The 24,856-nt window shown below is 46.5% G+C and carries 19 protein-coding genes; all 19 read left to right on the forward strand.

Annotation, left to right across the window (positions count from 1 at the left end):
- Positions 1–22 precede the first annotated feature (22 nt).
- The 19 genes from HQ39_RS02605 to secG all read left to right on the forward strand — a co-directional run bounded on the left by HQ39_RS02605 (position 23) and on the right by secG (position 24,797).
- On the forward strand, positions 23–445 hold the full coding sequence (locus HQ39_RS02605; RefSeq protein WP_036863438.1) for a 5-fold beta-flower protein: 423 nt from the start codon (positions 23–25) through the stop codon (positions 443–445).
- Positions 446–485: 40 nt separating this feature from the next.
- Complete coding sequence (locus HQ39_RS02610; protein ID WP_036863441.1) at positions 486–1,496, forward strand: hypothetical protein; 1,011 nt, start codon at positions 486–488, stop codon at positions 1,494–1,496.
- A gap of 36 nt (positions 1,497–1,532) precedes the next feature.
- On the forward strand, positions 1,533–2,279 hold the full coding sequence (locus HQ39_RS09145; RefSeq protein ID WP_152565486.1) for a DUF6935 domain-containing protein: 747 nt from the start codon (positions 1,533–1,535) through the stop codon (positions 2,277–2,279).
- Positions 2,280–2,291: 12 nt separating this feature from the next.
- The gene (locus tag HQ39_RS02620; RefSeq protein ID WP_152565487.1) at positions 2,292–3,233 is read left to right on the forward strand and encodes a hypothetical protein; all 942 of its coding nucleotides are present in this window, start codon (positions 2,292–2,294) and stop codon (positions 3,231–3,233) included.
- Positions 3,234–3,289: 56 nt separating this feature from the next.
- On the forward strand, positions 3,290–3,916 hold the full coding sequence (locus HQ39_RS02625; protein WP_036863447.1) for a hypothetical protein: 627 nt from the start codon (positions 3,290–3,292) through the stop codon (positions 3,914–3,916).
- A gap of 233 nt (positions 3,917–4,149) precedes the next feature.
- Positions 4,150–5,622, forward strand: coding sequence for a methyltransferase RsmF C-terminal domain-like protein (locus HQ39_RS02630; RefSeq protein ID WP_152565488.1), 1,473 nt, complete (start codon positions 4,150–4,152; stop codon positions 5,620–5,622).
- The gene (locus HQ39_RS02635) at positions 5,622–6,914 is read left to right on the forward strand and encodes a DUF4105 domain-containing protein (protein WP_036863450.1); all 1,293 of its coding nucleotides are present in this window, start codon (positions 5,622–5,624) and stop codon (positions 6,912–6,914) included. The genes HQ39_RS02630 and HQ39_RS02635 overlap by 1 nt, the downstream gene beginning before the upstream one ends.
- Before the next feature lie 12 nt (positions 6,915–6,926).
- A complete protein-coding gene (locus HQ39_RS02640) occupies positions 6,927–8,558 on the forward strand; it encodes an alkaline phosphatase family protein (RefSeq protein WP_036863452.1) in 1,632 nt (543 codons plus the stop codon).
- A gap of 17 nt (positions 8,559–8,575) precedes the next feature.
- Positions 8,576–11,917: a preprotein translocase subunit SecA gene (gene secA, locus HQ39_RS02645; RefSeq protein WP_036863454.1), complete on the forward strand. Its 3,342-nt coding sequence runs from the start codon at positions 8,576–8,578 to the stop codon at positions 11,915–11,917.
- A 906-nt stretch (positions 11,918–12,823) separates the two neighbouring features.
- The gene (purL, locus tag HQ39_RS02650) at positions 12,824–16,519 is read left to right on the forward strand and encodes a phosphoribosylformylglycinamidine synthase (protein ID WP_410524593.1); all 3,696 of its coding nucleotides are present in this window, start codon (positions 12,824–12,826) and stop codon (positions 16,517–16,519) included.
- A gap of 6 nt (positions 16,520–16,525) precedes the next feature.
- A complete protein-coding gene (locus HQ39_RS02655; RefSeq protein WP_036863460.1) occupies positions 16,526–17,899 on the forward strand; it encodes a dihydrolipoyl dehydrogenase family protein in 1,374 nt (457 codons plus the stop codon).
- A gap of 894 nt (positions 17,900–18,793) precedes the next feature.
- A complete protein-coding gene (locus HQ39_RS02660) occupies positions 18,794–19,672 on the forward strand; it encodes a YicC/YloC family endoribonuclease (protein WP_036863462.1) in 879 nt (292 codons plus the stop codon).
- A gap of 10 nt (positions 19,673–19,682) precedes the next feature.
- Positions 19,683–20,255: a guanylate kinase gene (gmk, locus tag HQ39_RS02665; RefSeq protein WP_036789848.1), complete on the forward strand. Its 573-nt coding sequence runs from the start codon at positions 19,683–19,685 to the stop codon at positions 20,253–20,255.
- Positions 20,252–20,857, forward strand: coding sequence for a nicotinate (nicotinamide) nucleotide adenylyltransferase (nadD, locus tag HQ39_RS02670; protein WP_036863465.1), 606 nt, complete (start codon positions 20,252–20,254; stop codon positions 20,855–20,857). The genes gmk and nadD overlap by 4 nt, the downstream gene beginning before the upstream one ends.
- Positions 20,854–21,777 (forward strand): tyrosine recombinase, encoded by a 924-nt coding sequence (locus HQ39_RS02675; protein ID WP_052079381.1) that lies wholly within the window; start codon positions 20,854–20,856, stop codon positions 21,775–21,777. Before nadD ends, HQ39_RS02675 begins: the two co-directional genes overlap by 4 nt.
- 127 nt (positions 21,778–21,904) lie before the next feature.
- On the forward strand, positions 21,905–23,176 hold the full coding sequence (locus HQ39_RS02680) for a sigma-54 interaction domain-containing protein (RefSeq protein ID WP_036789852.1): 1,272 nt from the start codon (positions 21,905–21,907) through the stop codon (positions 23,174–23,176).
- Between the two features lie 19 nt (positions 23,177–23,195).
- Positions 23,196–23,732, forward strand: coding sequence for an LptE family protein (locus HQ39_RS02685; protein WP_081965362.1), 537 nt, complete (start codon positions 23,196–23,198; stop codon positions 23,730–23,732).
- 15 nt (positions 23,733–23,747) lie between these two features.
- Positions 23,748–24,419, forward strand: a complete 672-nt coding sequence (locus HQ39_RS02690; RefSeq protein WP_036863468.1) for a hypothetical protein — start codon at positions 23,748–23,750, stop codon at positions 24,417–24,419.
- A complete protein-coding gene (secG, locus tag HQ39_RS02695; RefSeq protein WP_036789703.1) occupies positions 24,420–24,797 on the forward strand; it encodes a preprotein translocase subunit SecG in 378 nt (125 codons plus the stop codon). It abuts the gene before it with no gap.
- Positions 24,798–24,856: the final 59 nt, after the last annotated feature.

Consider the following 24,856-nt stretch of genomic DNA (forward strand, 5'->3'; position numbering starts at 1 on the left):
ACTTCTAAAATCATAATGAAAAATGAGACGTTCAATTTACATCTTTATTGTTGGCATACTGCTCTGTTTGGCTATGCCTCTGTGTGCTAATGGTCAGATCCTTCGCGGAAACAGCAATGAGCAGATCGGAAGTATCAGCTCAAGCGGAGAGATAAGAAGTAAAAACGGAGCCTATGCAGGGAAGATTGCTTCCGACGGGAATATCTATGATCGTAGCAATAAGCAGATAGGCAAGATAGAGTCGGACGGTACAGTGAGAGATCGCAGTGGCTCCAATATAGGGAAGATCAACTCTGACGGCACGGTGCGAGACTCCGGAAACAGATATTTGGGTAAGATAGAGTCGGATGGTACCGTACGTAACAGCCGCAACTCCAGCATTGGGCGTGCATCGGGAGTGAAGAAAGAGTGGGCAGCGGTCGCTTTCTTCTTTTTCTCGTTCTAAAGAGACCATACTATAATACAGAAATAAAACAGAAACAGATATGCTAAAGAGATACATTGGCTTGGCTATCGCATTTTTATTGATAACATCCTGCGATAAGGCCAATAAGAGTAATGAATCCGAGCAAATGACTCAAGAAGAGGTCGTGAAGGGGGATTCTACTGAAGTCTATACGGAAGAAGATCATACTTCTACCGATGAATACATGGTAACCATGGCGGTTGGGAGCGATGACGGAAAGCAGTTTATTGTGCATAACAATGGCAAAAACTCTTCGTTCTTTAAGCATTTTACCCACTCGATATATGAGGGTAAAACTTATCCGATACGCTTCGTCAAAATGAAACGACAGCATCCGGGAGATAACGGAAGGGAAACGACCCAGAACTTCTACTATATGAGTGGAGCTTTGTTCGAGACTACAAAGAACTTCATAAAGGTAGATGAGTACGAGTGGGTCTATGCTCTGCTTTGTAATGATGCTTTTATGAGAGACTTTGAGCTGGTTAATGTGAAAACAGAAGAGCGAGAAGGATCTTCTTCATTGGCTGAAGTGCGGGAAGATTTGACTTCTGCCGAAAGAAAGGTAAAGAACGTATTTGAAGAAGAGTACGAACGCCGCATCAAAGGAATCTCCTGCTATCAATCCATTCGGGAGAAAGGAATTTACTTTTATGCGATGCAGTTTGAAGTGGAAATGGGACAAGCACTCGGCGTCATTGCAATAGAGACCCCCGATGGCTTCGCTGTCTTGGAAGAACACAGATCTTACGATGAAGTCTCTACTTGGCGTGTGGATGATGAAGGATGCTACTATCCTAAGTATGTAGTGGAATGTTTCTTGAAAAGGAGCGATAACACTCTTGTCTTTCTTCTGAAGGATGGTGGCGCTGAGGGTATAAACTTTGATATGTGGACCATAGAAGGAGATGAAATTGTCCCATACGTTTTGAATAAAAAAGCCGTAGATCCGAACCGCTCAAAAGCCAATGAGGATGAGGAGGAGCAGGAAAATAGAGCTTCTTGGAGCTTTTATACTGCTCCATTATAACCACTAAAAGTTTTTAACAATAAAAATATTATGCTTATGACAACTCTTTTTTTATCCATAGCCTTAGTGCTTCTAAATCCTTTTGTTCAGGATAACAACAATGGGGAAAACTCCTCCGATGCGGAAAGTAACTCTCGAAAAGCACAGACGGAACGAGTAGTATCTGATATAAAAATCTCTATGGAAGGGACCATAGACCATAACACCTACACCGAAGGACAACGTGCATCTGTTACTTTCAGCAGATTTCCTCGAACAGTGGAGGAGTTTCAAAAGGTTAGAGAGATACTTGCAGTAGAACCTCATGGTGCCGTTGCTCTCCAAATCATGGCATACGAAATGTACCGGAGAAACCCGGAAATAGGATTGGAGTGCATACGTTTGAACAACACACTATCCAACTCAGGGAAAAACAGTAGTGCCGTAAGGCAGTTGGACCAAATCTTTAGCAAGGACAACTCTTCACGTCCTTATCAGATGGCAGCCTACCTAAAGGGCGCAACACACGAGAATGGGTACAATCCCACAGAGCCTTATACCGTAGAAGTAACAGTAGACAAAGGACGCCGATACGGTTATTCCAACGACTATCAAACCACTGTTCTTTACCTTTATGTGCTTACAAAAGGTAAAAGCAGTCCGGACGTTCTCTATGTTCTTAAGACCAAGAAGCCCGATGAAACGAGCGAACGTGGAAAGTATTTCATCATCAACAATTCGCCCGGACTCTATTCCCGCGTTCGCGAAATCTCTTTTGATGCAACATTTAACGGACTGAAGTAGTAAAAGATGCTTATGATACATAGAATAACATACATTTTTATGCTCCTCCTTTTGGTTTCAAGCTGTGGCAAAAAGGCAGGAAACGGATCCGATAATGAGGGCGGAATAGATAGTGTAATGGTGTCTCACGATACGAAGGTTTCGGTACTGAAAGAGCTGTATTACTCTGAAGATATTACAACTCCTCCTACGGACAGAGTGTTGGAGATGAAAAATGCTCTCCTTTCCAATATGGACAAACTTATACCAACGGATGCAATCCATTGTCTTTACTTCTTGGAAGGGTGTGTCGAAGGAGAGCTGTTCTCTGTTTCTGAACGTGAAGCTTCTTTTCTTCAAGCCTATTCCAGTGCAATGTATGATCAGAAAGAGAATGGAATAGCACCTCAAGACTCTATCTTGCAAAAGGAGAAGCATTACAAAGAAATGGGGCTGGATATTGTCTATACCGGAGAAGGCAGCTATGAGATTTCTGCCGGAGAGAAGTTCTATGAGGAGATTGTGAAACATCTGCCCGACGAATACAGGGAGATTTGGTCTCTTTCGTTGAAGTCGAGAACCTTTTTCAACGATGCCGGAGTGATGGTTCCATGGAAAGAGCTTGGAGAACTTCTTGCAAAGTATGAAGCTTATGCCGCCGAAAATAAAGATCTTTTTGATGTGATTGTTTCCATGAGTAGAAGTTATGCTCTTGTTCAGGCCGCTTATATTTATGGTTTGGATAACAGCCCTATTACAGAATTTGAAAACAACGAACGGTTGAACTCCGAAGTGAAAGCAGAGTACGAACGCTTCGTCAGCAGCTATCCCGATAGTCCGACAGCGAGTTTGGTACGTATATTACTTGCCGAACCGAAAATCACGGAAGAGACTTTTGAAAAGGTGAAAAAGGCAAGACAGGAACTGACTTATCCTCTTCTTACCGCGGATATGATGCAGTACAGCCAAGAGTAGACGGCACTGCTTGTCGGACGAATAATCTGAATAATTTACTTTCAAACGATAATGGTATGAAGAAACTGACTTTTACACTATCACTTTTGCTCGTTCTGCTGACCGGCTGTTCCAAAGCAGACAAAAGGACGATTGAGTTGCCTCCTCTTGAAGATGGGCAGACAGTCTGCCTTGAAAACGAAGATGTGCGTCTTGTGGATCATGAAACCGATGATACATTCTATATTATAGTACAATCTAAATACAAGGACGGAATAAGTTTTGAGACACCGGAGGGTACAATATTTGAGACCGTTGCGGGAAATTCTCTTGTCGTGAGCCAGGGCACAGGTAATATCCGAACTCTTTTGGTCTATGATCTTCAAACAGGAGAAGAGAAAGCAAGAATCGAAAACTTCTTTAGCGGAATTGCTCCTGTACCGGAAGGAGGAGCGGCTATCACATTCTATATTCGTAATAATGATACCGCATGGATGGCGTGGGACGCTTCCTCAGAAGAGTGGATACTGTATGGAGATCTTGAAGAGGGTATGCAGAATAGTACGATAGACGAGGCAAAACGCTCTTGTGAAGAACATCTGTTCCCCGGTCTAAGCATTGTTCCTCTACAAAAGCACCGAATGGATTTGGCTTCTTGGATCGTAACTCCGTTGAAAGAGTATCACTGGAGCTATTCGGAATAATCTTAAAAGTCTCTTTTATAGCTTTTATAATATCTCTCAAGCGTATTGGAATACCACTCCGATACGCTTGATTTTTTTGATCAATGTGGTACACCTCTCTCTTTGTCGATGTGTTTTGATGGATCTGATCCGTCTCGAGCAAAAGAGGAGCAGTCATAACTTTAAGTCGGATAGGAGAAGAGAGACTGCGATGAATTGTAAAGTATCTGTATTCTCCTTGAAAATGTGTAACTTTGGCATCTAAAAAGAACAACAGAAGCAGAGACGGCATAGTGAACGAAATGGAACAAAAGCAGCAGCTCCCGGAGATATTTTGCTCAAGAGTCTGTTCTGTAACCGATGGCTTCGGGCAAGATAAAGGTCTTGCTCTTATTGAGGCTATTCTCCATAAACCTTCTCCTGTTTCCGTGAGACTGCATAGAAGCAAAGGTGTGGCTCTATCTTCTATGGGAGATATACGTAGAGTGCCGTGGTGTTCCGATAACGCTTTTTATCTTGAATCTCGTCCGGTCTTTACGGCAGACCCGTGGTGGCACTCCGGTGCATACTATGTTCAGGAGGCCGGAAGCATGATGCTGAATCAGTATATCGGACACATCGAGCCGGTTAGCGGTGTCGTGGTGGATCTTTGTGCCGCTCCGGGAGGGAAAAGCTCTCTGCTTAGGGATGCGCTTCCTGCCGATACGCTACTTATCTCGAATGAATGGGATGCTTCTCGTGTTCAGGTTCTGAAAGAAAACATGACCCGTCTCGGACATGAGAATGTAATCATCACTCATGGAAGTGTCCCAGCTTTGGCAGATTCGGGGATAGTGGCAGATGCAGTTGTCGTAGACGCTCCATGCAGTGGAGAAGGGATGTTTCGGAAAGAGCCGGAGAGTGTATCTCAATGGAGTCTGCAACTTATAGCTCACTGCTCGGAACTGCAACGAGAGATTGTGGATGCTGCCTGGAAGATGCTCCGAGAGGGTGGAGTATTGATTTACAGTACTTGTACGTACAACAGGGAAGAGAATGAACAGATGCTCTCACACCTTTTATCCGAGTATGATGCTGAGGTTTTAGAACCTTTTGAGCCCCATTCAGCAAGTGGAATCTTCACTTCCGGTGATGGCATTTATAGGGCTTTACCGTCTGAAACAGACTCTGAAGGATTCAGCATCTTTGCGGTTAGAAAATGTGGAGGAACAGAACAAAACAACTCTTTTCCCAAGGCTAAGAAAGGAGTCGTAACTCTTCGACACCCGAAAGTGGAAGTGGAAAAAGCAACATCCATACCGTTAGATCTGATTTGGGAAACACCTTCAGGTGAGATTTTTGCCCTACCTTCGACCTCCGCCCCAATCCTTCAACTGCTTCATTCAAGAAGCAAGAGTCGGATCGTTCAAGCAGGAATACCTGTTGCGGAGTTCAAGGGTAAGGATCTTATCCCTCAGCACTCATGGGCACTGTCTTCCCGCTTGTCTCATCCTTATCCTATGGTAGATATAGGAGAGGAACAGGCATTGGACTATCTTAAAAGAGAGAATATCTCCGTAGATGCTCCTAAAGGAATAGTGCTTCTTACCTATAAAAGTCTTCCTTTGGGCTGGATAAAGCAGTTGGGTAATCGTGCCAACTCTCTTCTGCCAAAAGGGATGGCTATTTTTAATAAGTCTCTGCAACCGGATGCCTGGAAGTGGAGCAATTTTTTAGTAAAGCTGTAATGAAGAGTATCATAATGCAATATCCGGGCGTTGATGCAAGGTGGAGAGTGTGGCTCTTGGCTGTATTTTTTCTGCTTTTGCTCTCTTTCCCCTCTTTGGTGAAAGCGCAGACAGAGGAGACTATGGGTGAAGAACTCCCTGCCATACCGAGGTATGAGATTTCTGTGATCACTGTATCTCCAAGTCCGGAAGCTCCTTATACACTCTACGGACACACTGCGGTAAGAGTGATAGACCATATTGCCGGAACGGATGCGGTGTATAACTATGGCGTTTTTGACTTCAATGAACCCAATTTTATGCTCAACTTCATTCAGGGGAAGCCGGAATATTGGGTGGATAAAAGGAGTTACGGCGATTTTTTCTACGAATATACCTACTTCAACAGAGGCTTTGGTCAGCAGATCTTGAACCTTACAGATGCTGAGGCAGAACTTATTGTGGCAGCTTTAGAAGAGAATATTCTACCCGAGAATTGCAGGTATCTCTACAATTTCATTTTTGATAACTGCACCAATAGACCCATGATGCTGTTTGAGTCGGTATTGGGAAAGATAGAGCTGGTTCCGTTAAAAAATAACCGGACCTTTAGAGAGTGGATAGAGGAGTGTACTAAAAATAACCCTTGGCAGATTTTTGGAATCAATCTTGCACTTGGTGCAGGTACGGATAGCTATCCTGATACTTTGGCAGATCGCTTTTTGCCGGTGATGGTAGAAGAAACTCTTAGAAACGGGAGGTGGATGGATCGTGGGGAGAAGCCTCTTATCGTTCGGGAGGAAGTCCTTTTTACGCCCACCCCATCGCTTCAAAATACCGCTCTGAAGACGTGGACAGATATTGTTACACCCACTTCTCTCTTTTCTTTGCTGTTGCTTCTGCATCTTGTTATTCTTGTGGCAAGCTATCGTAAAAACTCTTTTACGGTGGTGAAAAGTGTAGAAACTCTTTTGCTTATCCTTGCCGGCATAGCTGGTTGTGTTATTTGGTATATCTCTTTGTTATCAAATCATCCGTTTACTTTTCCCAACTACAATATGCTTCTGTTGCATCCGTTCCATTTTATAACCGTTTGGATGATTTGGAAAAAGGATAACGGCTCACAACTTGTTCGGAGGTGGACTATTCTCCTTGCCGGTCTCATCCTTCTCTGCATACTTATCACTCTCTTCCTTGGAGTACAATCTCTATCCGTTCCCATATATTTATTGGCATTTCTGTTGCTCTTGTGCTACTCTCACAGAGAATTGGCACAGAATATGCGGAGACTATACAAGAAAGCTAAAGCATAGATTACTCCCGGAATGAAGAAAGCAATAGTCCCTCTCATAGCCTTTTTGACGCTTTGTCAGGCACAGGCACAAGTCTCGCTGCCTCGCTTAGTCGTCTGGCTTACAGTAGAAGATCTCCGAACAGATTATCTGGAAACTCTTCTACCGGAAATGCGTGAGGATGGTTTGACAAAGCTGATCAAAGAAGGCCTCTACTACCAACAGCTGAAGTCTCCGCTTACTGAGAGCAATGTATTAAGTGCTATGGCGATGCTTCAGACCGGGCATACTCCGGCGGATCATCACATAACACATCGCTATCCGACTACTGTTGTCGGTAACGGAAGAGAGCGTAGCAGATCTGTCTTTTACGATGATAAATATATCGGATATGCAACCAATGACAAACTCTCGCCATTGGCTCTGAATGTCTCCACGCTTGGGGATAAACTGAAAGAGAATTGGAGTGGAAAGAGTCTTGTCTATGCCGTCGGCATTCAGCCGGAAGAAGCACTTGTAATGGGCGGAAGGCGAGCAGATGCTTCCTATTGGCTGGATGGCAATTCCGGGAAATGGGCTTCCACAACCTACTATAAGCCGGCCTCTCATGCGGTTCAGAATGCCATAGATCAGTACAACAACGGGACATCATCCCTGAATAGCAGGCTTTCCGGACTCAAATGGGAGTTGCTCTACAACGCTTATCCCACAACGTACAGGCATCTTCCGGCGAAGAATAAGAGTGGAGAGGTCAAGCTCTCTGTCGGTTTCGGATCGGATGTGGATGCTGTCCGGAGATTCAAAGCATCTCCCATGATCAATGAGGAGATTGCAATGCTGACCAATGTTATACTGCGAAGTAGTGAATTGGGAGCAGATGAAATTCCCGATCTGCTCAATGTCCAACTCTCTGTTGCACACGATCACGAAGAAAATCCTCTCCTTGCCACACAGGACGCATACTTCCGATTGGATAAGGCGGTTGCGGACATCCTGAGAGCTGTGGAGTATAAGCTGGGTTACCATAAAGATCAGGTGATCTATATGCTTTCGGGCACCGGATTGGCAAGAGACAGAGAGAGCCTCAGACATTCCGTAGGAACATTCTTCACAGACCGCTGCAAGACACTTCTTAACCTCTATCTCAATCCGAAGTATGGGCGTGCAGATTGGGTTCTGGATGTATCCGACAGGGGAGAAGTTTATCTTAATCTGCAAGCGGCAAAGCAGTACAATGTTTCAGTAAAAGATTTGGAAGAAGATGCCGCAGACTTTTTGAGAGAGTTTTCGGGCATTAAAGATGTCGTTACATCCACGCAGATAAAAAACGGACAGCTCTCTTCCCGTCAATCTTACCTCTATCACCACTCCGTATCAAAGAACAGACCGCAGCTGTTATACTCCCTTTTGCAAGGATGGGCATGCGGTACGGAAAATAGCAGACAGCGCAACGCTTGGGATCACGAAAGGGTTACAGCCGTTGCCTCTCCGCTCATTTTGGTATGGAGAGATATTAAGACACCGGAAGTTATAGGCGATGCTACTTCGACCCTCTCCGTCTCTTCTGTTTTAGCTTATGCACTTCGCATAAGACCTCCGAATGCCGAACCGGACATTCCCAAGCAGATACCACTATTATTACACACGAACAAAAAAGAAAAATAACAAAAACATAATATTCAATGGCACTGGTAAATATATTGTCCAAGATATTCGGCAACAAAGCACAACGGGACAGAAAAGAGATAGAGCCTTATGTAAAGCAGATTCTTGAAGCACACAAGGGGATGGAGAAGCTGTCCCACGACGAGCTTCGAGCCATTTCGCAGGAGATGATGAACGATCTGCAAGCACATGTGGCAGCAGAAAGAGCAGAGATAGAAGCTCTTAAAGCAAAGATCGAGGAGCTTGAAATAGATGCTCGGAAAGAGGCATGGGAAAAGGTGGATAAGATTAACGATACCATCCTGTCCAAGCTGGAAGATAAGCTTAATGAGCTTCTTCCCAAAGCTTTTGCCCTCATGAAAGAGACAGCAACTCGCTTTACACGCAATGAAGAGATTGTTGTAACGGCAACCGATTTTGATAGAGATCTTGCCGTATCGCACGATTTTATTCGCATAGAAGGAGACAAAGCAATCTATCTGAACCGCTGGATCGCCGGTGGAAACGAGATTGTCTGGGACATGATTCACTACGATGTGCAGCTCTTTGGCGGTGTCGTTCTTCATAAAGGTAAGATTGCCGAGATGGCTACGGGGGAAGGAAAGACACTTGTAGCTACTCTGCCGGTCTTCTTGAATGCGCTTACCCACAACGGGGTGCACGTTGTTACCGTGAACGATTACCTCTCCAAGCGTGACTCGGAGTGGATGGGGCCTCTGTATATGTTCCACGGACTTTCGGTGGACTGTATCGACAAGCATGAGCCTAACTCTGCCGCCAGAAAGCGTGCCTATAACTGCGACATCACATTTGGTACCAATAACGAGTTTGGTTTCGACTATTTGAGAGATAACATGGCTTCTTCGCCTGACGACTTGGTGCAACGCATGCACAACTACGCTATTGTCGACGAGGTGGACTCTGTTCTCATCGACGATGCACGTACTCCTCTCATCATCTCCGGACCGATAGAGTCTTCCGGCGATAAACTCTTTGAAGAGTACAGAGGTTTTGTGGAAGCTATTGTCGAAGCACAAAAGAAGTTGGCATCAGAGCTTTTGTTGGAAGCAAAACAGAAGATCAAGAGCGAAGACAAGAAGGTACAGGAAGAGGGTTTTCTACTGCTTTATCGCAGCTTTAAGGCACTTCCGAGAAACAAACCTCTCATCAAGTTCCTTAGCGAAGAGGGCATGAAGGCGGGCATGATCAAGACCGAAGAGTTTTACATGCAGGACAACAACCGTCAGATGTATATCGTTACCGATCCGCTTTACTTTGTTATAGACGAGAAGAACAGCCAGATAGACCTTACCGACAAGGGGTTGGATTTCCTTGCAAAGCTTACGGGTGATGCGCAGTTCTTCGTCCTTCCGGATATTGCATCGCAGATGTCGGAACTGGAAAACCTTGCCTTGACGGAAGAGGAAAAGAGTCAGAGAAAAGACGAACTGCTATCCAACTTCTCCGTGCAGGGTGAAAGAGTGCACACCCTGAACCAGTTGATGAAAGCATACACCCTGTTCGAGAAAGACGATCAATACGTCGTGATGGAGAACAAAGTACTTATCGTGGACGAGCAGACAGGGCGTATCATGGATGGCCGTCGCTACTCGGACGGTCTTCATCAGGCGATAGAAGCCAAAGAGCGAGTGCGTGTAGAGTCTGCATCACAGACTATGGCGACCATCACTCTTCAAAACTACTTCCGTATGTATAAGAAGCTGGCGGGTATGACCGGTACGGCAGAGACGGAAGCAGCAGAGTTCTGGGATATCTACAAGCTGGATGTGGTGGTGATACCAACCAATAGACCCATCCTCCGAAACGATATGAACGACCGTGTTTACAAGACCGATCGTGCCAAGTATAACGCTGTGATAGAAGAGATCGTAGGGCTAGTGGATAAGGGGCGTCCCGTACTTGTGGGTACGACATCGGTAGAAATCTCAGAGCTTCTCAGCCGTATGCTCACGCTTCGTAAGATTCAGCACAATGTTCTCAACGCCAAGCTGCACCAGAAAGAAGCGGAAATCGTTGCGCTTGCAGGGCAGAAAGGTACCGTAACCATCGCTACCAACATGGCGGGTCGTGGTACCGACATCAAGCTCTCACCCGAAGTAAAAGCTGCCGGAGGTCTGGCCATCATCGGTACGGAAAGGCATGAGAGCCGTCGTGTAGACCGTCAGCTCAGAGGACGTGCAGGTCGTCAGGGAGACCCCGGCTCATCTATCTTCTTCGTTTCACTGCAAGACAAACTCATGCGTCTGTTTGCATCCGAGCGTTTGGCTCCGATGATGGACAAGCTCGGCTTCGGTGAAGATGATGTATTGGAGAGTGGTTACCTATCCAAAGCTGTGGAAAACGCACAGAAGAAGGTGGAAGAGAACAACTTCGGTATCCGTAAACACCTTTTGGAATACGATGATGTGAAGAACTCTCAACGTAAGGTGATCTACACCCGAAGACATCACGCACTTTTGGGAGAGCGTATCACTCTGGATGTGATGAACACCATAAACCAGTGTGCCGACGCTATTGGCGAGCAGTTTGCCGGTAGCGGACGTTACGAAGACTTCACTGTGGAGGTGCTTCGAGTGTTTGCGATCCAAAGTCCTATCACGGAAGAGCAGTTCAAGAAAGCCTCTCCGCTTGAGATCGGAGACTATCTGACAGATGCCGCATTGGAGGCTCTTAAGAGAAGATCGGAGAAGATAAAGTCCGATACCTACCCGGTTATTCATCGTGTATTCGAGGAACAGGGACACGCCATACGCACTGTTCACGTACCTATATCGGATGGAAAGAGCGTGTATAACGTGCCTGTCGATCTTGCGGAAGCAGATTCCACACAATGTCAGGCTATCGTTAAGGCATTCCAAAAGACCATTCTGCTCTATACGATAGACGAGGCTTGGAAAGAACACTTGCGTGAAATGGACGAGCTCCAACGTGCCGTAAGAAACGCATCGTACGAGAATAAAGATCCTCTTGTCATCTTCAAAGTGGAGGCATACGAGCTTTTCAAGACCATGGTAGAGGATATGAACAAGAAAGCCACCGCCATTATCATGCGTGGTAAGCTGCCTATCCCTCCGCAGGAAGAGGGACAGCCGGAGGGTGCAGCCGCACTGAGACAAGCTCCGGATAGAGATATGCCGAAGCCTCGCACCCGCTACACCGAGCACAAAGATGATGTACAGCAGGCGCAGGATGCCCAAAGAGAAGCCGGAATGGCAGCATCTGCGGCAGGACGTGAACGTGTTCAACCTTATGTCGCACCGGAGCGTATCGGTCGCAACGATCCTTGTCCTTGCGGTAGCGGTAAGAAGTTCAAACAATGCCACGGACGCAACTTATAATCGTTTAAGCAACTATACAGCTTCCCAAGCTAAGGGATGCTTGAAATCCATAAAGCGGAAGCCCGATCCGAAATATCGGGATTCCGCTTTTTTATATCCTTTTCGCTACTTTTTCGGGAGCAAAACAGAGAGGCTTTCCAATCCTCATTTTTATATATTCCATCCCGAAAAATGCTCACTTTTTTTCGGCTCTCTATTTTGATCGGAGGGGTCGTTTTCAGAGGGGTACCAAATTTGTTAAATCAGTCCGTTTTATTAACACAAATTTCGATACCTGTTAAGCAAAAACGGTAAAGGAGCATATTCTTTCGGCTTAACGTGTTTAATTTTTCAGTGAACACGTTTACCGATTTCATTTAATACGTTTACCGGATTCGATTAAAGTGTTTAGCCAAAATCATTAAATCGCTAACAATCAGCTATCTACGCATTTTCACCCTAAAATGCACCTAAAAAGGCAGATTTCTTTATTAGGAAACGTTCACAGAAGTGGGGGTTAAAATTCACACCAATTAACGCGAAAAAGCCCCATGAAACGGACTGAGAAAAAATTTTCTCCGAATTCGAGCTGATTTGTAATGATCTTATTGTGAGTTGGTTACTCTATCAATCTTCTTTTTTCTCCGTTTCTTCGAGAGAAAACAGACCCTTTTGGGGAGAAATCTCAGAGCTTCGTTTTTATATAAAAGTACCTCTCGTGAGTGGGAGATTTCAGGGTGAAAAAGATAGACTTTTGGGTAAAAGCCGGAAGATAATCTTATCAAAATCATCCTGCCGTTACGGGATAGAATCCTCTTTGAACAACACCATGCAAATCGGCTAAAAATTGCTATTTTTGTCTCTTACTTAATATGTGTGGCAGGGAATGCTCCTTCCGCTTTTAATCTTTACGTTATAAACGACATGATTCTATCCTTTTTTCGCCATCCTGAGGGAGATGTTTATGCGCTCAGACACCGAGACGCTTTCAGTGCCGAACAGATATCAAGCCTCGAATGGCTGTTCGGAGGTGCCAAGTATTTGCAGGAAAAGTCGGTTGCCGGACCCTTTATAGGACCAAGACCGGAGCTTATCACCCCTTGGAGCACGAATGCAATAGAGGTGCTTCAGAACATGAACCTTTCGGGCGTCGATCGTATAGAGCGATTCACTCCGGGCGCAAAAGACTTTGATCCTCTTTTGAGCAGCTGCTATGAAAGATTGGATGAGGAGCTGTTCCGTGTGGATTGCGAGCCTGAACCGATACACTACATCGAAGACATCGAGGCTTATAACGAACAGGAGGGGCTGGCTTTGAGCGAAGAGGAGATCGTCTATCTTAAAGGTGTTGTAGAGCAGCTTGGCAGACCGTTATCAGATTCCGAGCTGTTCGGATTCTCACAAGTCAATTCCGAGCATTGCCGTCACAAAATATTCGGAGGTCGTTTCGTGGTGGATGGCGAAGAGAAAGAGATGTCTCTCTTTTCCATGATAAAGGAGACCTCGAAGCAGAATCCAAACAATCTTGTCTCTGCTTACAAAGACAACGTAGCATTCAACCGTGGCCCGAAAGCCATGCAGTTTGCTCCCGAAAAAGCGGATCGCGCTTCTCTTTTCAAGACTAAAGAGATAGAGACCGTACTTTCTCTCAAGGCAGAGACACACAATTTCCCTACAACCGTAGAGCCTTTCAATGGTGCGGCAACAGGCTCTGGAGGAGAGATTAGAGACCGTCTCGCCGGCGGACGTGCCAGTCTTCCGCTTGCAGGAACAGCGGTCTACATGACCTCTTATACCCGTCATCCGCAGAGCCGTCACGGTTGGGAAAAGAATATAGCAGAGCGTAAGTGGCTTTATCATAGCCCTTCACATATTTTGAGCAGAGCATCGGACGGAGCTTCCGACTTTGGAAACAAGTTCGGACAGCCGCTTATCTGCGGATCCGTTCTCACCTTCGAACATGAAGAGCAAGGGCAACCCTCTTATGGTTATGACAAAGTGATCATGCTCGCCGGAGGTATCGGCTTTGCCAATAAACGCGATGCCCTCAAGGGAGAACCGAAGCCGGGCGAGAGCGTTGTGGTGATGGGCGGAGACAACTATCGTGTCGGTATGGGCGGTGGAGCGGTATCCAGCGTGGACACCGGACACTATGTCGGAGCCATCGAACTGAATGCAGTGCAACGCTCCAATCCCGAAATGCAAAAGCGTGTAGCCAATGTCGTACGTGCAATGGCAGAGGCAGACTCCAATCCGATAGTATCTATCCACGACCATGGAGCCGGCGGACACCTCAACTGTCTGTCCGAACTGGTCGAACAGACCGGAGGTAAAATCAACGTGGACAGGCTTCCCGTTGGAGATCCTACACTTTCGGCGAAAGAGATCATCGGTAACGAGAGTCAGGAACGTATGGGTCTCTTGGTCGGCAAAGAGGATATAGCAGAGATGAAGAAGATAGCAGAGCGCGAGCGTGCTCCTTTCTATGTCGTGGGCGAAACGACCAATGACATGGCATTCATCTTTGAAAAGGATAATGGCGAACGCCCTATCGACCTGATGCTTGAACATATGTTCGGCTCTGCACCCAAGACCGTGATGACGGATAACAGCGTAGAGCGTAAGTACGCCAACGCTTCTTACGATGAGAAGAAGTTCATGGAGTATCTGCCGGAAGTATTGGCGATGGAAGCGGTAGGATGTAAAGACTTCCTTACAAATAAAGTGGACCGCTCGGTTTCGGGTAAAGTGGCTATGCAACAGTGTGTGGGCGAGCTACAGTTGCCGTTGGCGGATCTCGGAGCCATGGCTATCGATTTCAAAGGAAAGGCAGGTGTGGCAACATCAATAGGTCATGCGCCTCAAGTGGCACTTATCGACTCCCGGAAAGGCTCTGAAATGGCTATCGCCGAAGCCTTGACCAACATCGTGGGAGCACCTCTGAGGGACGGGCTCTCCTCTATCTCTCTTTCTGCCAACTGGATGTGGCCCTGCAAGCATCCGGGAGAAGATGCACGCTTATACAATGCGGTGGAGGCTTGTGCCGAGTTGGCAATAGATTTGGGCATCAATATCCCTACCGGTAAGGACTCTCTCTCCATGACCCAAAAGTATCCCGACGGCAAGCAGGTACTCTCTCCGGGAACGGTTATTATCTCTGCCGCCGGAGAGGTGTCGGATGTAAGAAAGATAGTCTCTCCGGTTATACAAAATGGTAAAAAGGACTCCTCCATACTCTATATAGACTTCTCGTTTGCTCCGTTGGCGTTGGGCGGTTCTGCTTTCTATCAGTCGCTGAACGCTCTTGGTACGGATGCACCGGAAGTGGGATCCGCAGAATATTTTGCGGATGCCTTTGAAGCAGTGCAGTCGCTCGTGAAAAAAGGTCTCATAGATGCCATTCACGATATTTCTGCAGGTGGTATCGTTACAACATTACTGGAGATGTTGTTTGCCAATAGCAAGGGTGGGCTTAAGGTTAATCTCACTCAGCCCGAAGGATGCGATGCCATAGCCAGACTGTTTGCCGAGAATCCGGGTGTCGTTGTACAGGTTTCGGATCTTGCAAAAGTGGCTTCGATCCTGGACGAAGCAGGTGTGGCATACGAAAAGATAGGCTCTCTGATAGAAGATAGAAAGCTCGAAATCTCTGTCGGTAAGGCATTCTCTGCTTCAATTCCTGTGGATGAGATGCGAGCTGCATGGTTTGCTCCATCGTTCAGTATGGAAACACTTCAAAGCTCTAAGGCGGAAGCCGAGTCGAGAGCACGCAATCTGGGCTTCCAACCGTTGAAATATAAGTTCGGTTCAAACTTTAAGGGAACATTCGATAGTCTCGGTATCGTTCCGGACAGAGAGAATAAAGCCTCCGGCATACGTGCTGCCATCGTGAGAGATAAAGGTACCAACGGAGAGCGGGAGATGGCTTATGCCCTCTACACTGCCGGCTTCGATGTCAAAGATATACACATGACAGACCTCACCTCAGGACGTGAAACGCTGGAAGATATAGACTTCCTCGTATTCTGCGGAGGCTTCTCCAACTCGGATGTATTCGGTTCGGCTAAAGGTTGGGCGGCAGGATTTCTTCATAATCCGCTTGCAAAAAAAGCTCTTGATGCCTTCTATGCCAGAGAAAATACCCTTAGTCTGGGTATCTGTAACGGCTGTCAGCTGATGGCGGAACTGGGTGTACTTTATCCGTCTCATACGGAAAAGCACCGGATGGAGCACAATCGCTCCGGACGTTTTGAGTCTTCATTCGTGAGCGTAGACATTCCGGCGAATAAGAGTGTTATGTTCGGCTCTCTGTCCGGCAGCTCTATCCCCGTCTGGGTAGCACATGGAGAGGGACGTTTTGCCCTGCCTCTGCCGGTGAGCGAATACAACGTGGTGGCACAGTACAGCTATGCCGAGTATCCCGGTAATCCTAACGGTTCGGATTATAATATCGCTGCGCTGGCGTCTCCATGCGGAAGACACCTCGCGATGATGCCTCACCCCGAAAGATGTGTCTTCCCTTGGCAAGCGGCGGACTACATTGGCGAAGGGTATGGAGCAGATGTAACGCCTTGGATGGAAGCATTTGTCAATGCTTATAACTGGATCAAGGAGAGAAAGTAGAGAGCCATGACATACGATATAGCCATTATTGGAGGCGGTCCTGCCGGTTCTAATGCTGCGGAGTATGCTGCTCGAAACGGTCTTCGTGTGCTTCTTTTTGAGAAGAAGCACTACGGAGGAACCTGTCTGAATGAAGGGTGTATCCCCTCGAAGATCCTGCTGCACACGGCGCATCTTTATCACTCGTTGAAGAGTGCAAAGGTGCATGCGCTGGAGATAGATGCACTTTCCGTGAACATGAAAGCTCTTCAGAGGCGCAAGAAGTCTTATGTGAAAGATTTTGGAGCAGGTATCGAGGAGTTTTACAAAGAGATGGGTGTGGAGCAGTGCTTTGGTCACGCCTACATAGATAGCCGTCTCAAGGATGGAACGTTTGTGATCGGAGTAAAAGGCAAAAAGGAACGCTACCAAGCTCGTAAGGTGATGTTGGCTACCGGATCCCGTAACTCTGTCCCGACTTTTGAGGGGATAGAGACCTGCCCATACTGGACCAGCAGTGACGTGCTCATGCTCGAAGAGCTTCCGAAGTCCATATCCGTTGTGGGCGGAGGCACTATCGCAGTCGAGATGGCTTCGTTCTTTGTGAACATGGGCGTGAAGACCACACTTATCCAACGCTCTCCTCATCTTCTCAAAGAGATGGATAAAGATATTCGTACCGCTGTCGAAGAAGAGCTTGTACGGCATGGAGTAAAGCTCTATACCGGAACCAAGCTGAAGAAGTTTCAGGGTCATACCATCACATTCGAGCATCAAGGCAGGCAGAAGAACGTTACTTCCGATGCCACTCTTATAGCCATGGGCAGAAGTGCAAATGTGGAAGAGCTTGGTTTGGAAGAGCTTCGTCTGAAGTACAAGAAAGGTTATATCCTTGTGGACAAGCACTTGGAGACCTCTCTCAAAGGGCTTTACGCTTGTGGAGACATCAACGGACTTTCTCTCTTGGCGCATTCGGCACGTAGAGAAGCCCAAGTAGCCATCAATCATATCCTGAACATCGAAGACGGCATGAGCTATAAGGATATTCCTCAGGTGGTTTACACTCATGCCGAAGCCTCTGGAGTGGGGATGACGGAGCAGGATACCATCGGGCGAAAAGGGTACAACATCCACAAAGTGCCCATTGCATACGCCGGTCGTCATCTTATAGAGTTTGGGGAGAACGAAGGTTTTTGCAAGATCATCACTTATGGCAAGAGAGAACGTATCGTCGGAGGGCATATCTTCGGGCATCTCTCTTCCGAGTACATCACGCCTGTTGCCATGGCGGTCTCTTTAGGACTCACGTTGGATCAGCTTACCCGTATTCCGTTTCCGCATCCTACCGTAGCGGAGGTTGTGCATCATGCTATCTTCCCTCACACCTATTCCAAGCAGTGAGTAGGGAAAAGGTAATCGCAGAGAGAGCAGGTTCTCTTCACGATGGCGGTTGAAAGCATCGTAGAGCAGCTCCAACTCCTCTCAAAATATAGGATGATATTATAAATATAGTCTCATATTCGGGCAGAATGAGGGTGTTTTTCTCTCATTTTGCCCGAATTTTTATATAAAAGTGCCACTTGAAAAAAGTGGCTCCAAAGGCTCTCTTTTCTCTGTTTTTTCCGGCAAGCGTTGAGGTTCTGTTTTATAATGGCCTTGTATTTAGATTGTTATGGGAAATCGCGAATTTGGAAAAAATTTTTTCTCAGTCCGTTTCATGGGCGTTTTTCGCATTAATAGGTGTGAATTTTAACACCCATACCTGTAAATATTTCCTAATAAAGAAATCTGCCTTTTCAGGTGCATTTTAGGGTAAAAATGCGTAGATGGCTGATTGTTAGCGATTTAATGATTTTGGATAAACGCTTTAATCGAATCCGGTAAACGTATTAAATGAAATCGGTAAACGTGTTCATTGAAAAATTAAACACGTTAAGCCGAAAGAATATGCTCGTTTAGCGTTTTGGATGANATCCGGTAAACGTATTAAATGAAATCGGTAAACGTGTTCATTGAAAAATTAAACACGTTAAGCCGAAAGAATATGCTCGTTTAGCGTTTTGGATGAACCTGTATCGGAATTTGTGTTAATAAAACGAGGCTGATTTAACAATTCTCTCGTGCTCCGAAAACAACCCCTTCGATCAAAATAGAGAGCGGAAAAATAGGAGGAGGCGAAGGGATGGAATATATAAAAATAAAAGAATCGTCCCCTCTCCCCAACGAGAGCCGTGTCCGAAACTCCCTATTTTTTCTTAACTTTGAAGAGATAAACCATTATAGAAGGAGGAAGTAATGTTACAGTCTATGACCGGTTTTGGTAAGGGAACAAGCCAAAACGATGGTGTGAAAATCTCAGTAGAAATAAGAACGCTCAACTCTAAGCAGCTCGATCTTTCCGTTCGTATGCCGAACTTATTGAGAGAGTTTGAGATAGAGTTGCGTAAAGAGGTTGCAGCACAGGTAGTAAGAGGAAAGGTAGAGGTGGCTGTCTCGATGGAAGGACAGCAAAAGAAAGGATCTGCCACACTGAACAGAGAAGTGATACTTCAGTACTGGGAGGAGATCTCTGCCCTGTGTCAGGAGACCGGTATGCCCCATCCTCTGGATGTAACAGCTTCTATCATGCGTATGCCGGACGCTATTTCCGTCAATAACGAGACGGCTCCGGAGGAGACCGCATCTTATCGTGATACGCTCTTTGAGGCATTGGCTCTTGCCATAGAGGCGTTGCAGGCTTTCCGTACGCAGGAAGGGGTGATGCTGGAGGGCGTTTTGCGTGGAAATATCGAGAATATTCGCCAACATTACGAAGGTATTTCTCTCTACGAAGAGCAGCGAGTAGCCGATATTCGTGTCCGACTCACGGAGTCGCTCGAAAAGCTGCAGAATGTCTCTTATGATGCCGGAAGGCTGGAGCAGGAGCTTATCTACTATATAGAGAAGCTCGATATTACGGAGGAGAAAAAGAGACTGGAGAATCATCTGGCATACTTCCTGAAAACCATGGAAGAGCCTGCCGCAGGTAAGAAACTCGGCTTTATAGCTCAGGAGATCGGTCGGGAGATCAATACAATGGGATCCAAGTCCAACCAAGCAGAGATGCAACAGATTGTTGTAAAGATGAAAGATGAGTTGGAACAGATCAAAGAGCAGGTTTTGAATGTTCTCTAAACAGAAAAGTATGGCAAAAAGAGGCAAAATAATCATCTTTTCCGCTCCGTCCGGAGCAGGTAAGTCCACCATTATATCAGCATTGAGAGAGAGAGGTATTCCGTTTGTTTTCTCTGTTTCAGCCACTTCTCGTCCTCCACGAGGCGAGGAGAAAGAGGGCGAGCACTACTATTTTCTGACCCCCGAAGAGTTTGAAGCCAAAATATCTGCCGGGGAGTTTCTCGAATATGAGGAGGTTTACAAAGGACGCTACTACGGTACGCTGCGCAGCGAAGTGGATAGAAAAGTGGCTGCCGGTCTTAATGTCGTTCTCGATATAGATGTAGTGGGTGCACTCAATGTGAAGAAAATCTACGGCGATGAAGCAAAGACCATCTTCATTATGCCGCCAAGCATAGAGGCTTTGGAGCAGCGACTCTCCGCAAGAGCCACAGATGAAGCGGACAAGATAGCCGAGCGCGTTGCCAAGGCAGAGTGGGAGATCGGGCATGCAGACCGCTTCGATGCCGTTGTTGTCAATGATGACCTCTCCACCGCTTGCAATGAAGCGGAAAAGATTTTCACTCGTTTCATAGCGTCATGAAGGATAAAACGGTGCTTTTCCCCGGCTCTTTCAACCCGATGCACATGGGTCATCTTGCGCTGGCAAACTATGTTTGCGAGTGTATGGATGAGGTTAAGGAACTGTGGTTTATGGTATCGCCGCACAATCCGCTCAAGGAACAGAATCATCTGTTGCCCGATGAGCTGAGAAAGGCTTGGGTTGAGAGTGCCATAGCAGGCTATCCCCGATTCGGTTTATCACTCGTGGAGGACACACTGCCACGCCCCAGCTATACACTGCATACCGTCAGGGCATTGAAGCAGAACCGTCCGGAGCGGTCGTTTGTGCTTCTTGTCGGTACGGATAATCTGGAACAGCTTCCACGTTGGTACGGAATATCGGATCTGCTTGCAGAGATTGAGATATGGGCTTATCCGCGTCCCGGATATACCGGGGAAGTACCTGCGGAGCTGAACCACCTTGCTCACAGAATCCGACTTATAGATGCTCCGATGATGGAGATCTCTTCGTCGTTTGTGCGAGAAAGCCTGCGCAAAGATCGGGTTATCCCATATTTCCTGCCGGCAACCGTTTCCGAAGAGCTGTTTGAACAGGTTGTGTCATGGCTCAAGAGGGGATGACAGGAAAATTCCTAAGAGAAACCAACGGGCTGGTAGAAGATTTTTACCTCCATTTGAGAGCGGAAAGGCAGCTCTCTCCAAATACATGCGACTCCTATCTTTCCGACCTTAAACATCTTTACGAGTACGCACAATCCCTTTCTCTGAACCCTTTATCTCTCTCCTACGAAAATCTACAACACTTTCTTGCCACCCTTTACGATCTTGGTATTCAGGTTCGTTCGATAGCTCGTATAGTGGCGGGAGTGAAGGCTTTTTACAGATTCCTTTTTCTGGAAGAGCTTATCACGGAAGATCCTACCGAGCTTTTGGAAGCTCCCAAGATAGGTATGCGTCTGCCCGAAGTGCTCACAACGGAGGAGATAGACCGCATGCTCTCCACAATAGACCCGGAAGAAGACCCCTACGGACGGCGAAACCTCGCGATCATAGAGCTTTTGTACAGCTGCGGATTGCGGGTTTCGGAGCTGTGTGAACTCACTTTTTCGCAACTTTTTCTGGAAGAAGGGTATCTCCGCATTCTGGGTAAAGGTTCCAAGGAGCGTCTCGTGCCTGTCTCTCCTTTAGGTATCTCACGTTTGGAAGAGTACTTGCAAAAAGATCGCTATGCACTTGAACCGAAAGCCGGATACAGGGATCATCTGTTTATCAGTCGCAACAGACAAGCACTCACAAGGCAGATGGTGTTTGTCATTGTCCGCAAGATAGCAGCTGCGGCAGATATTCAGAAACCGATCTCTCCGCATACTTTTCGCCACTCTTTCGCTACTCATCTTCTCGAAGGCGGTGCTCACCTGCAAGCCATTCAGGCAATGCTCGGACATGCCGATATCACTACGACCGAAATCTATACACACATCAGCCGGGAGTCTCTCCGTGAGGAAATTCTGCTGCATCACCCTATGAATAAGCAGAGATAGAAGAGGATGCCTGCTCTGCTTGGATTGAAAGAAAAATAGTAACTTTGTATGGGGTCTTGGTTTGCTCTTTTGCGTAGTACGGCAAGAGGCAAGAGCGGGACATACGAATGAGGAAGAATAGGTCATGATATCTCAACAGGAACTTCAACAAGTCAAGCAAAGATTCGGAATTATAGGCAACTGTGATGCTCTCAACAGAGCCATAGAGGTGGCTCTTCAGATTGCAAAGACGGATGTCTCCGTACTTGTCGTGGGAGAAAGTGGTGTCGGGAAAGAGGTTTTTCCACAGATTATACACCAGAATAGCGCACGTAAGCACGGGACTTATATAGCAGTAAACTGTGGTGCTATACCCGAAGGGACGATAGACTCGGAGCTTTTCGGGCATAAGAAAGGCTCGTTTACGGATGCGGTTTCGGAGCGTAACGGCTACTTTGAAGTGGCTAACGGCGGTACGATCTTTCTGGATGAGGTGGGAGAGTTACCGATGCCGACACAAGCCCGTCTGCTAAGAGTGTTGGAGTCCGGAGAGTTTATGAAAGTGGGTTCTTCCGAAGTAAAACGAACCGATATCCGCGTTGTGGCGGCAACCAATGTAGAGTTGGACAAGGCGATAAAGAAGAAAAAGTTCAGACAGGATCTCTACTATCGTCTCGATACGGTTACTATCGAGCTTCCTCCTTTAAGGGATAGAGGGGAGGATATCCCGTTGCTATTCCGGAAATTTGCCTCAGACTTTGCAGACAAGTATCGTATGCCTCCCATCCGCTTGGACGAAGGAGCGCAACGAGCCATCATGCTCTACTCTTGGCCCGGGAACATTCGCGAGCTGCGCAATCTGGTAGAGCGCATCAGTGTGGTCTCTAATGAGAGGCAGATTACGAGAGATATGCTGCTCTCTTATCTGCCGTCCAATGCTCTTACGAGACTGCCTGCCGTGGTGGAGCAACACTCCAAGATGGAGGAACAGAACGGCTGGGATATACCTCCATTCGGGCAAGGGCATACGGGTAACAGCGAGATCCTCTATAAGATGCTTATAGACCTGAAGATGGAAGTGGCAGAACTCTCCCGGATGCTAAAGGACAGCATGGCAGGAGCAGCATCAGGTGGAATAAGCGGTATGCCTTCACACTCCGGTTATGCACATGTCTCTCAGGCTTTGCTCCCGACCAAATCTCCCTCGATGACTGTTCCGCAAAACAGCTTCCTCCATGAGGTGGAGGATGTAGAGGAGATACCGGAAGCGGAAACTCCTCCCACGCTGGATGAGATGGAGAGAGAGTATATCCTTCAAGTGCTCTCCAGAAACGGAGGAAACAGAAAGAAGAGTGCAGCAGATTTGAAGATTTCGGAACGAACACTTTATAGAAAACTCAAAGAACACCGGATAGAGTAAGAACCGGATAGAATGCGATATGAAACAGATAGCCGAAAAGAGGATTGTTTTCTCTCTCTTTATACTATTGATCTCGGTGGCTTCTTTTGCCGTGAGCAGCTGCATCCCCTCGTATAAGCTGAGCGGAACAAGTATAGACTACACCAAGATAAAGAGTATCTCCATAAAGGATTTTGGAAATCTTGCTCCAACCGTTTATCCTCCTTTGGCAACAAGGTTTTCGGAAGAGCTTAGAGACCAATTCCAGAAGCGAACCCGTCTTACACAGAACAAGGACAGGGGAGACCTGGAGCTTGAAGGCGAAATAGTAGGATACGATCTTACGGCAGAGGCGATACAGGAAAATGCTTACGCAGCAAAGACACGTCTGACAATGAGAGTGAAGGTGCGCTACGTCAATAACAAAGAGGAGAAAAAGAGCTTTGAAAGAGAGTTTACGGCATACGCTTCATTTGACAGCGGACTCATGTTCAACGATGTGCAGGATGCGTTGGTGGATGACATCTCTAAAGATATTATCAATCAGATCTTCAATGCTACGGTGGAAGACTGGTAAGATAGAACGATTGATATGACCTTAGACCAACTCTACTCTCTACTCAGAAATCCGGAGGATATACAGGCAGAACATATAGAAGACTTGTACTCTCTGTCTGCCACTTATCCGTATGCTACTCCTCTGCACATGTTGCTGCTGAAGGCTCTTTATAAATGTAAAGACCTTCGATTTGCATCCGAACTTCGGCGGAGAAGTATTCACATCTCCCGTCCGGAGCGACTCTTTTTTCTTTTGAAAGGACAAGAGTATGGCTTGACATGGTATGGCGAAGAGCCCCAAGCCCACGGCGATAAAAGTAAGAGCATTTCCGCCTCTCAAGATGAGACTTGGGATGTGATAACTTCTCTTATCCAAGAGACGGCTGCAGAGAGTAATCTTGCCGAAAGTCCGGTAGAACCGTTGCCTTTATACGCGATACCGGAATACGATCTATCTGCTCCGGTGGAACATCCGGCAGAGGAAAAGAGTACGGCTGAAAGCATCGTCAAGAATGATGATGCCACTTTGCCCGAAGAAGATGAACTCCTTACGGAAACTCTGGCAAAACTATATATAAGACAAGGTAAATATGAGCAGGCGAAGAAGATAATTTCTTCTCTGCGTTTGAAATATCCGCAAAAAAATAGTTACTTTGCAGAGCAAATTCGGTTTCTGAATAGATTAATAACAAATAATAGAACTTAAATGTACACATTCTTATCTATCTTAATAATTGTATTGGCTCTTTTGCTGATTGCTATTGTAACCATACAAGAGTCTAAAGGTGGTGGCTTGGCTGCCGGCTTTGCTTCAAACAATCAGATCATGGGTGTGCGCAAGACAACAGATTTCCTTGAAAAGGCGACATGGACTCTTGCCGGACTTTTGGTATTCTTCTCTATCATTGCAGCAAGATACGCTCCCACAACACAAAGTACAAGAGAAGTATCCGACATTGAAGAGATGGTAGAAAAGGCTCCTATGCCAATTCCTGCAGAAGCAACTCCTTTCAGTGCAACTCCTGAAGAGACAGCTACTCCGGCTACAGAGACTACAACACCGGGAGATACTGCTGTACAATAATAAGGATAGATTATAAAATAGAGATAGTGATGTAGCTACTCTTCGGAATAGCCATCTTT

Origin of the sequence: Porphyromonas sp. COT-108 OH2963 (genome assembly GCF_000768895.1) — a bacterium.
Lineage (GTDB): Bacteria > Bacteroidota > Bacteroidia > Bacteroidales > Porphyromonadaceae > Porphyromonas_A > Porphyromonas_A canoris.